The organism is Virgibacillus sp. DJP39 (assembly GCF_049310925.1).
Taxonomy (GTDB): domain Bacteria; phylum Bacillota; class Bacilli; order Bacillales; family Amphibacillaceae; genus Virgibacillus_F.
Genome location: NZ_JBMERP010000108.1, coordinates 1 through 9,154, shown reverse-complemented (window position 1 = coordinate 9,154; position 9,154 = coordinate 1). Strand labels below are relative to the sequence as shown.

The window sequence follows — 9,154 nt, the reverse complement described above, 5'->3', positions numbered from 1 at the left end:
ACTTTTATTTTTCACAAATCCCTTGCCTAGTTTTTTTGCTAATATAAAAGAGAAAGTAGCTCCCAGAGTAGCACCAACCACAGTGTATATAGTTCCAGCTACTGCGCCAAATACTAAACCGGATGTGATTGATAATATCGAAGCAGGAAACAAAATAAATGGTCTTACTGTATAAGCAAAGATGAATATAACGGGAGCAAATATTCCAAATGAAACAAACCATTCTTTCAACAGTTGAGGTGAAAGTGTAAGCACCGTTTGATTTAGATAAATGATAACACCTATCACCAAAAGAAAAATAAAAACGATTCGTATACGTCGATTCATTCTATTTCCCCCGTCCATTTAAGTTGTTTCTACTATACCTTAAACACTCTTTTTCAACTGTAAGCCTCCTTACACTCTTCTGTCCTACTTATTCATGTTAGACACTATCAAAACCTTACTCCCTGCTTTGAGTTCCAGCCTAGAATGGAGAATTATTTTTTTATCATGATCACTTAATTTCACCTGATAAAAACACAAACCATATTTAAAGAAGAAGCTTGATACTATACCTCGACTGACAATTTTACCAGAAGTTTCCTCAAGCAGTGGAACGAGTCGTAAATATTGGCTCGGAACAAAGGTTTCATCTAGTTGTAACCCATCAGAGAACATCTCTTCCACGTTTCCATTGTCTGGGTACTGATACACGTTATTCGGCTTTCCTTGTTGTTGAATGCTTCCGTCTTTTAACAAAATAACTCGATCACCAATCATCATTGCTTCTTCTTTATCATGCGTAACAATCATGGTTGTGACTCCCTCTTCTTTTAATAGAGAACAAACCCAATCTCGCAATGTTTCTTTCAAGTGCTGATCTAAACTACTGAATGGCTCATCCAAAAGCAGTAATGCAGGTTTCATCACTAATGCTCGAGCAAGAGCGACCCGCTGTTGTTGTCCACCTGATAACGATTGAGGGAACGAATCCTTATAACTGTCCATTTCCGTTTTTACTAGCATTTCCATACCAAGCTCCAAACGCTTTTTCTTCGGTAGTTTTTGCTGTTTTAAACCAAACATGACATTTTCTATGACTGTCATATGTGGAAATAAAAGAGGATCTTGAAACATCAGGACTATGGGGCGCTGTTCGGGCGAATCTTCTGTCACTCGCTTGTTATTTAAAAAAATCTCCCCCGATGAAATCGAGTCTAAACCTGCTAAACACCGTAGTAATGTCGTTTTCCCACAGCCAGAAGGACCTAATATAGTTACCATGTCACCTTTATCAACGGTAAAAGAAATAGTAGATAATATCGCTTGATTTTGATAGGTTTTCTCTAAGTTACTTACATCGAGCAGATGGTTCATCTTTACTCCCCCTACTACTAGCGTCTAATAATATTTACATATATCTTCATCAAAACTTCCAGTAACAACAAAAAAGCAATTGGTAGAATGGCGAATACAATGGAGAAAGTAGCTATGACCTTCTCATCTGCACTATTAAAAAATGGATAATAAATCATTGGCAAGGTGGTTACTACTCCTCCACCAATAATTGCTGTTAAAGCATATTGACTTAACGATATAACATAAACTAATAAAGAGACACTGCGTATATTTGGTGCAAGCATTGGAAGGGTCACTGTCCAAAATACCCAAAAACGACTGACTCCAATTGCACGGGCTTGTTCTTCCCATTTTATCCCGAGTTGATCAAATCCTGCTTTAAACATACGAATTGAGTAAGGCAATGTTGGGAGCATATGAATTAAAATGACGCCAATCAACCGATCAGACAATCCAAGACGAATCATAGTAAGGTGAAGACCCATCGCAATGGCCAAACTAGGAACTAAGATAGGTAATAAAAGAATTGTTTCTAACACCGATTTCCCTTGAAATTGGTAATGACTTAACGCCTTTGCTACAGGTAAAGCAAAAATAATATTTAGCATAATAACAGAAACAGCAATGATAACAGTCGTATAAATGGACTCTAATAGTTTTGGATCGTTATTTAGTAATTCCCAACCACGTATAGTAAAGCCTTGCGGAAACAAATGAGGGAAATCCCAACCATCAGAAAAACTCTTTACAATTAATAGAAATATCGGAAAGGTAAAAATAACGAGCAGAATTAGTAAAATGATTATATACCAACTTTTTTTAAAAATTGCCTTCATTTTACCTTCTCCTTCCTCCATTGTTTTTGCCATCTTTTGGAAATGTTAATAACTATTAAACTACTAGCTATCATGACAACGGTTAAAACAATCATCAATGCCTGGGCTAGTGGACGGTTTTCCCAGTTCCCCTCATAAAACCACTCATACACAAGCACTGAGAACATTTTCGGATAGGTAACCCCTAATAATGCGGGAACTTCATAAGCTGCAATCACAAATGCAAAAATGATTAACCCCACCTCTAAAAGGACTGGACCGACCCATGGGAGCTCAACCGTTTTCCACACTTGCCACCTATTTCCTCCAAGCGTTCGAACAACGTCTTCGTACCGCTGATCTATTTGTTGATAAATGGGTAAAAGCATCAAGATAACAAATGGAACCTCTTTCCAAATATAAGTCAGGATAACCCCGATATAGCCTTGATCATTCACTAATGGTATGGGGAGTCCAATGTCATTAAAATAATATAAAATCGTTGATACTAATCCTGTCTGAGAAAACAAGATAAATACTAAATACGCAGCAACAAAATGAGGTATAATCATTGGAATCCATACAATATATTTCCATTTGACACTTTTAAAAAAGCGAAATAGAAATCGTGTAATACCTAACCCAATCAGCAAAGAGAATAAAGTAGATGTAACGGTTACATAAAGACTACTTTTAAGAGAGTCATATACTTCTTCGCTTTTAAATAAAGAAATATAATGGATAAACACCGAGCGGGAGTCGCTTAAACTTTCAATCACCGCACGGAAAAGTCCATACCCGACAAACAGACTAATAAATAGGAAGGCTGGCAGAATGTAAAGATAAGGCCTTTTAATTTTTAACGACTTCATTCTCCCAATTCTCCTTAATCCAGTTCGTATATTCAGTGTCTAAATCGGATAAAATTGCATCACTGGGTACGATAGATTCACCCCATACTTTTTCAAATTGATTTAGTTGTTTTTTCGTTAGCTTTTCTCGGTTTAATACTGAACCTTCTCCCCACATAGACGGATCCATTTTTTTTGTTTGCGCTTCAGGAGACAACATGAAATTAATTGCTATCATTGCAGCTGCAGGATGCGGACTATTAAATGGAATGCTTAAGTAATGTGTGTTTCCAATTGAACCGGGTTCTAAAACCAATGTTTTCGTTGTTGACGGAAATGTGCCTTCTTCTATTAAACTATTTATCCGCTTTTCATTAAAACCCATTGTGAAATCAACTACTCCATTTGCATACATTTTATCTAATTGGGCTAGCGAATCCGGATATGTCTCCCCATTACGCCACAAATAAGGCTTCATTTCGTTTAACATGTTCCAAACTTGTTCTCCGTTTTCATCGACCCATCCTTGATTATATCCTCCGGCAATTTCAGTAGGTTCTTCTGCAACATCATACATAAGCTGACGGATAAATGCATTTCCCGTAAAATCTTTTACATTCGGATAGGTAAAGCGGTTTGGATTTTTCTTCACCCATTCTATTAGTTCTTTAAAAGACTGCGGGGGATTCTTTACCCGTGCTTCATCATAAATGAAAACGAATTGTACTTTTCCCCACGGGGCTTCCTGCCCTTCAATTGCTGTACCCATATCATAGTTCGTAAAAGCCTGATCAATTCCAATGTGATTTTTCACGTTGGGTAATTCGCTAGAAAAATCACCCAAAAGCAAGCCATTTTCTTTAGATTTTTTAAAATTTTCACCATTAATCCAAATAATATCCATCGTTCCAGTGGTCTTACCTGCTTGTTTTTCTGTTTGTAATTTAGCAATAAAATCTTCGGTATTCATCGGGTGTCTCTCCACACTAATCGAATAGCGCTTCTTTAATTCAGGCGTTACATAATCATCAATGTATTGATTAATCCCCTCATCTCCACCCCACATAAACAAATGAACTGTCTGTCCTTCTCCAGCTTCTTCAATTGCGGTCCAATCCCCTGAAAGGATATCTGTAGTGGTTTCAGAATCTTGATTGGCACATCCAGCTAAAATAATAAATCCTAAGATTATCGAAAAATGAACTAACTTATTCAATTGATACACTCCCTCCCTTGCAACCTTCATTTTTTTATTTTACATGAGCCAACAAAAATTAACTGTAAGGAAGATTACAACTAATAGGTGGATGAAGATACTTTTACTACTAATCCATGCTCTTCATACTTAGATATCCCTATTACTTCTAAATAACATTGTATTTATTGGAGTAGGAATGAGGAGTGATAATAAATGGAAGGTGGCATAGAAATGAGAATGGAACGTGAAGAATAAATCCAAGTTAGGGGGTTTAAAGGAAGATGATATCATTTACGTTACAGATTTAACTCGTATCACTCGTAGTACATAAGATTTGTTTGAACTAATCGATTACATACGAAGTAAAAAGGCAAACTTGAAATCACTCAAGGATACATGGCTTGATTTATCAAAAGAAAATCCTTACAGCCAATTTTTAATTACGGTTATGGCCGGTGTTAACCAATTAGAGCGAGACCTTATTCGTATGCGACAACGTGAAGGGATTGAGTTGGCTAAGAAAGAAGGAAAGTTTAAAGGGCGTTTAAAAAAGTATCATAAAAATCATGCAGGAATGAATTATGCAGTAAAGCTATATAAAGAAGGAAATATGACTGTAAATCAAATTTGTGAAATTACAAATGTGTCTAGGTCTTCATTATATAGAAACCTATCCAAGGGGGACAGAAAACATAAGGGGTACCGCCAGCAGTTTAAAATGCTAATGGTACCCCTTATAGTGAAGTTATCTAAAAAACATATTACTTTCTTCATGATATAGGCATTAAATTAAACAGTTTCTACTTTTACCTTCTTATTTCACAATAAGAACAGGACAGTTTACACGTTTAGCGACTTTATGACTTACGCTACCTAAAATCATCGTTTGGAGATTGTTTAGACCACGACTCCCTAATACAACACAATCAAAATTATTTTTATTCGCAAATTCCACAATAACTGGCCCTGGTTCACCGTGCAGGATATGCACACGGAAATCTATATCGGTTTGATCAAATAACTCTTGAATTGACTTAATCTTTTCTTTTCTTTTTTGTTCGATCGCCATTTTATTACCAGAATGCAAAACGTCTTCTTTAGATGTCTGTCCGTCAACCACATAGACAACATCTATCGTTCCATTAAACTTTTTAGCTAACTCAATTGCATAACTCGCGGAACGATAGGAATGTTTTGATTCATCAACAGCTAATAGTATTCGGTTAAACAAAGCCTTCACCTCTTTTGCTTATTTACCTCAATTTGTAGCTTAAAAACTAGTGATTATTAATGGCCTGATGCTTTCGATAGTCCACCTATCCGCTTTTTCAGATGATGGCTTTCATCGTTGAGACCTGAATAATATACCTTAATATTATATTGTTTAAACTTCATTTCAATTTTGTCTAGTGCACCAATGGCTGAGTCATCCCATAGATGCGCAAGTGTTAAATCGATTTCAACCTCATTGACCGTATCGTTAAAATTAAATTTACTAGGGAAATCATTTACTGATGCAAAGAATAATTGTCCGTTTACTTTGTAGATTTTCTTCGTTCCATTACGAACAAGTTTCTCTGTAACCGATACTTTAGAAATTTTTGCTGCAAAGAATATGGCGCTTAATACTACTCCTGCCAGTACACCAATAGATAAGTTATGCGTGGCTAATACTGTTATAACTGTAATTAGCATTACCGCAGCATCCGTTCTAGGTAGTTTATGGAGATTTCTTATGGAGGACCAATCAAATGTACCAATAGATACCATGATCATTACTCCTGCTAAGGCAGCCATTGGAATTTGAACAACTACCCCACCTAACACGATAATCAAAAACATTAAAAATACACCTGCTACAAGCGCTGACAATCTCCCTGATCCTCCAGATTTTACATTGATAACGGATTGACCGATCATTGCACAACCAGCCATTCCTCCGAAGAAACCTGTTACTACATTCGCATATCCTTGACCACGACTTTCTTTGTTTTTATTACTCTCCGTATCTGTCATATCATCCACAATATTTGATGTTAATAGAGACTCAAGTAAACCAACAACTGCAAGTGCTAAAGAATAAGGAAGTACAATCATAAATGTTTCAAAGGTTAACGGAATGGAAGGAATTAAAAAAACGGGCAACTGTTGCGTTAAATTCCCTAAGTCTCCTACTGCCCTAATATCGACATGCCCAAAAACTGTAATTACGGTAACAATTATAATAGCGACAAGTGTAGATGGCACGGCTTTTGTAACTCTAGGAAATAAATAAATGATTGCTAATGTTAAGGCCACAAGAGCATACATGATCCAACCCTCGCCTTTAAAGTGTTGAATTTGTGCCATAAAAATAAGAATAGCAAGCGCATTTACAAACCCCACCATAACTGACCGTGGAACAAATTTCATAACTCTAGCAAGTTTAAATGCGCCAAATAAAATTTGTATTATTCCTGTTAAAATAGTTGCGGCTAATAAATACTGCAAACCATGGTCTGCAATTAACGTTACCATAAGTAAAGCCATTGCTCCTGTTGCGCCAGATATCATTCCCGGACGTCCTCCTGTAAAGGCTATGACAACCGCAATGCAAAAGGAAGCGTAAAGTCCTACCATCGGATCTACTCCAGCGATAATAGAGAATGCTATTGCTTCAGGGATAAGTGCCATAGCCACAACCATTCCTGATAGCACGTCTCCTCGTATATTTCCAAACCATTCTTGCTTAATTTTTTCTATATTCAATTCAGCACCTCTTTTGATAGTTTATAGTATGATAACTTTTGACTTACACAAAAGTATTTTCCGTTTTCAATAAGATGAATCATACCATATATAATTCCGACTGCAAAACAGCATGAAAACGCGAACATTAACGATATACTACCGTATTCTCTACTTTTCTTTAAATAGCTATTAACTTTCAAAAAGATACAAATTATTTATACCTGAGTATAATTAAACATAACTGAGTATATTTAAAAGCGATTTTTTTTAAGGTATCTATTTTCTGTGGTATGATGGTTACACGCTAACAATTTGGAGGCTTTCGTATGACAAATGAAATTATGACCGTTGCACAAGTAGCAGAGTATCTACAATTAAGTGAAATGACTACATATAAATTAGTCCAAGAAAATAAAATTCCAGCTTTTAAAATCGGAAGACATTGGAGAGTAAAAAAAGAAGATTTAAATGAGTTTATCGAACGATTAAAAAACGGAGAAAGAATTTAAGAAGTCCTGAAAATCTACTTTTGGGGAATTAAAAGTCGTTCCTTATCAGTGGAACGGTTTTTTTAGATTAGAAAACTGCTTACGTACATAGTTCTGAAGCGTTGGCGTCCCCCACCATACTCTCGCAAGAAAGCATGATGAAAATTCAGGACTTGAATAAAAGTAGGTGAAATATGAGTACGGCTAATAGTAAAAAAAGGGAACAAAAGATTTATTATGGCTGGGTAATTGTAGCGATTAGTGCAATGGGAATCTTTTTTTCAGGGCCCGGTCAAACGTATAGTATATCCGTATTTGTTGGGTCATTCGTCGAACAATTTCATGGAAACGACACATTGGTATCAGGGATTTATTCTGCTGCCACCCTATTATCAGGCGGTTTGCTCTTTCTAGTCGGACGTGGTGTGGATCGATTTGGTCAGCAAATGATGGGTATTATCGCTACTGTGATGCTTGGAATTGCATGTCTATGGAGTAGTTTGGTCGCTAACCCTGTCATGTTATTTATTGCTTTTTTCATGTTACGATTTTTTGGTCAAGGTTCGATGACTCTTATCCCCAATACATTAGTTCCACAATGGTTTATTAAAAAACGTGGTCGAGCAATGAGCCTTATGGCAATGGGAAGTTTTATCAGTGCAGTAACGTTTCCATTATTGAACACTTGGCTAATCAAGCAGTTTGGTTCGGAACATGCTTGGCAGATTCTCGGAATTCTAGTTGTGGTCATTTTCCTGCCAGTTTCCGCCTTTTTCATTAAAAATAAACCAGAGGATATAGGATTAATGCCGGATAATGCTTCGCATCGTCCTAAAAAGAATACCGAGGCTATTGAAGGGTCAGAGAATGTTGAAGAAGTAAATTGGACGCTAAAGGAAGCCAAAAAAACACGAGCATTTTGGTTGATGTTATTTTGCGTTGCAATTCCCGCTTTGGTGAATACAGCAATCACGTTTCATCTTTTTAGAATTTTTGAGGAACATCATTTAAGCATGGGAATGGCTTCATTTACGTTAAGTCTAATGGCTATTATTGGATTTCCAGTCACGATGATTGCAGGATTTATTTTGGAAAAGGTTCCTGTACACAAAGTTATTGGTCTATCCTTTATTGGCACGCTTATTTTTTTAATTCTATTATTATTTATGGATAGTGTTTTTGAAACTGTTATCTTTGGAGTACTCTGGGGATTGATGAACGGCTTTGAACGTATTACGCTGAACATTGTTTGGCCGAACTATTTTGGCTTAACGAACCTCGGTAGTATTAGAGGATTGGCCCAAACAATGATGGTCATAGGTTCTGCTCTTGGACCATTGCCGCTGGCAATTGCTTTTGAGCGATTTAGAAGTTTTAATGAAGCAATCCTATTGCTGATGATTCTCCCCCTTCTGGGTGTCATTGCTGCCTTCAATTCACCACCACCCAAAAAAGAAAACTATGTTTATTAATTTACTTAAGTCTAAAAAGTCTCGCCTGGTAGCATTGCCCTAAAAGGACATAATCGTTTCAAAAACCTAGTTTTCCCACTAAAAATACGGGGGAATTAGGTTTTTTTATTTCAAAATTCCTTAACGTTGCAAATCCGCATTTTCCTGACGCTCCCCCTACATAAGTGCAAAATATATTTAACAGAGAAAGAAATTTCGATACTTTTATCCAAGGATATCAATATTTATAAACAAGGTCTTAAACGTGGAAAGGCATTTA

General features: G+C 36.4%; 9 protein-coding genes and 1 pseudogene. 3 read left to right on the top strand and 7 right to left on the bottom strand.

Annotated features, from left to right (window positions below):
* The 5 genes from ACOI1D_RS19845 to ACOI1D_RS19825 all read right to left on the bottom strand — a co-directional run.
* Window positions 1-327: TVP38/TMEM64 family protein (locus tag ACOI1D_RS19845; protein ID WP_422503739.1), on the bottom strand; the 327-nt coding region annotated here is incomplete at its 3' end.
* Window positions 328-411: 84 nt separating this feature from the next.
* A complete protein-coding gene (locus tag ACOI1D_RS19840) occupies window positions 412-1,359 on the bottom strand; it encodes an ABC transporter ATP-binding protein (protein WP_422503738.1) in 948 nt (315 codons plus the stop codon).
* A gap of 17 nt (window positions 1,360-1,376) precedes the next feature.
* Window positions 1,377-2,177 carry an ABC transporter permease gene (locus ACOI1D_RS19835; RefSeq protein WP_422503736.1) on the bottom strand — a complete coding sequence of 267 codons (801 nt, stop codon included), beginning with the start codon at window positions 2,175-2,177 and terminating at the stop codon, window positions 1,377-1,379.
* Window positions 2,174-3,028 carry an ABC transporter permease gene (locus ACOI1D_RS19830; RefSeq protein WP_422503734.1) on the bottom strand — a complete coding sequence of 285 codons (855 nt, stop codon included), beginning with the start codon at window positions 3,026-3,028 and terminating at the stop codon, window positions 2,174-2,176. The genes ACOI1D_RS19835 and ACOI1D_RS19830 overlap by 4 nt, the downstream gene beginning before the upstream one ends.
* Window positions 3,009-4,232 (bottom strand): ABC transporter substrate-binding protein, encoded by a 1,224-nt coding sequence (locus ACOI1D_RS19825; protein ID WP_422503741.1) that lies wholly within the window; start codon window positions 4,230-4,232, stop codon window positions 3,009-3,011. Before ACOI1D_RS19825 ends, ACOI1D_RS19830 begins: the two co-directional genes overlap by 20 nt.
* 235 nt (window positions 4,233-4,467) lie before the next feature.
* On the opposite strand from ACOI1D_RS19825, the pseudogene ACOI1D_RS19820 reads away from it, so the two are divergent.
* Window positions 4,468-4,884: pseudogene (locus ACOI1D_RS19820) on the top strand (recombinase family protein); the annotation flags it as partial.
* A 135-nt stretch (window positions 4,885-5,019) separates the two neighbouring features.
* On the opposite strand, the gene ACOI1D_RS19815 reads toward ACOI1D_RS19820, so the two are convergent.
* Together ACOI1D_RS19815 and ACOI1D_RS19810 are read right to left on the bottom strand one after the other, a co-directional pair.
* Window positions 5,020-5,436 (bottom strand): universal stress protein, encoded by a 417-nt coding sequence (locus tag ACOI1D_RS19815; protein WP_422503732.1) that lies wholly within the window; start codon window positions 5,434-5,436, stop codon window positions 5,020-5,022.
* 56 nt (window positions 5,437-5,492) lie between these two features.
* Window positions 5,493-6,953, bottom strand: a complete 1,461-nt coding sequence (locus tag ACOI1D_RS19810) for a SulP family inorganic anion transporter (RefSeq protein WP_422503731.1) — start codon at window positions 6,951-6,953, stop codon at window positions 5,493-5,495.
* A gap of 308 nt (window positions 6,954-7,261) precedes the next feature.
* Between ACOI1D_RS19810 and ACOI1D_RS19805 the strand changes: the two genes are divergently transcribed.
* Window positions 7,262-7,444 (top strand): helix-turn-helix domain-containing protein, encoded by a 183-nt coding sequence (locus ACOI1D_RS19805; RefSeq protein WP_422503729.1) that lies wholly within the window; start codon window positions 7,262-7,264, stop codon window positions 7,442-7,444.
* Between the two features lie 173 nt (window positions 7,445-7,617).
* Window positions 7,618-8,895, top strand: a complete 1,278-nt coding sequence (locus ACOI1D_RS19800) for an MFS transporter (protein WP_422503728.1) — start codon at window positions 7,618-7,620, stop codon at window positions 8,893-8,895.
* The last annotated feature ends 259 nt before the right edge of the window (window positions 8,896-9,154 follow it).